This window comes from Massilia sp. NBRC 108631, from assembly GCF_059704565.1.
In genome coordinates, this window is sequence record NZ_BAAKJE010000096.1 from 1 (window position 1) to 263 (window position 263).

General features: G+C 66.5%; 1 protein-coding gene. It reads right to left on the minus strand.

Going from position 1 to position 263, the window contains the following annotated elements; genetic code table 11:
- Nucleotides 1-263, minus strand: a 263-nt coding sequence (locus tag AC6H42_RS10825) for an ABC transporter permease subunit (protein ID WP_497548008.1), incomplete at both ends; no start/stop codon positions are given.

Below are 263 nucleotides of genomic sequence, written 5' to 3' on the forward strand. Positions count from 1 at the left end.
CGAGGCGGTGGCGCCGAAGAAGAACAGCAATGCGCTCATGCTGCCCACCATGAGCACCGACGAGGTCAGGCCGATGGTAAACAGCACCAGGAACTTGGCCAGCACGATGGCGCTGCGCGGCACCGGCGCCAGCAGCAGGGTTTCCAGCGTGCCGCGCTCCTTCTCGCCGGCGCCCAGGTCGATGGCCGGGTACATGGCCGCCATCAGGCAGCCCATCAGCAGCAGATAGGGCAGGATGCCGCCCAGCATGGCGCCCATTTTCT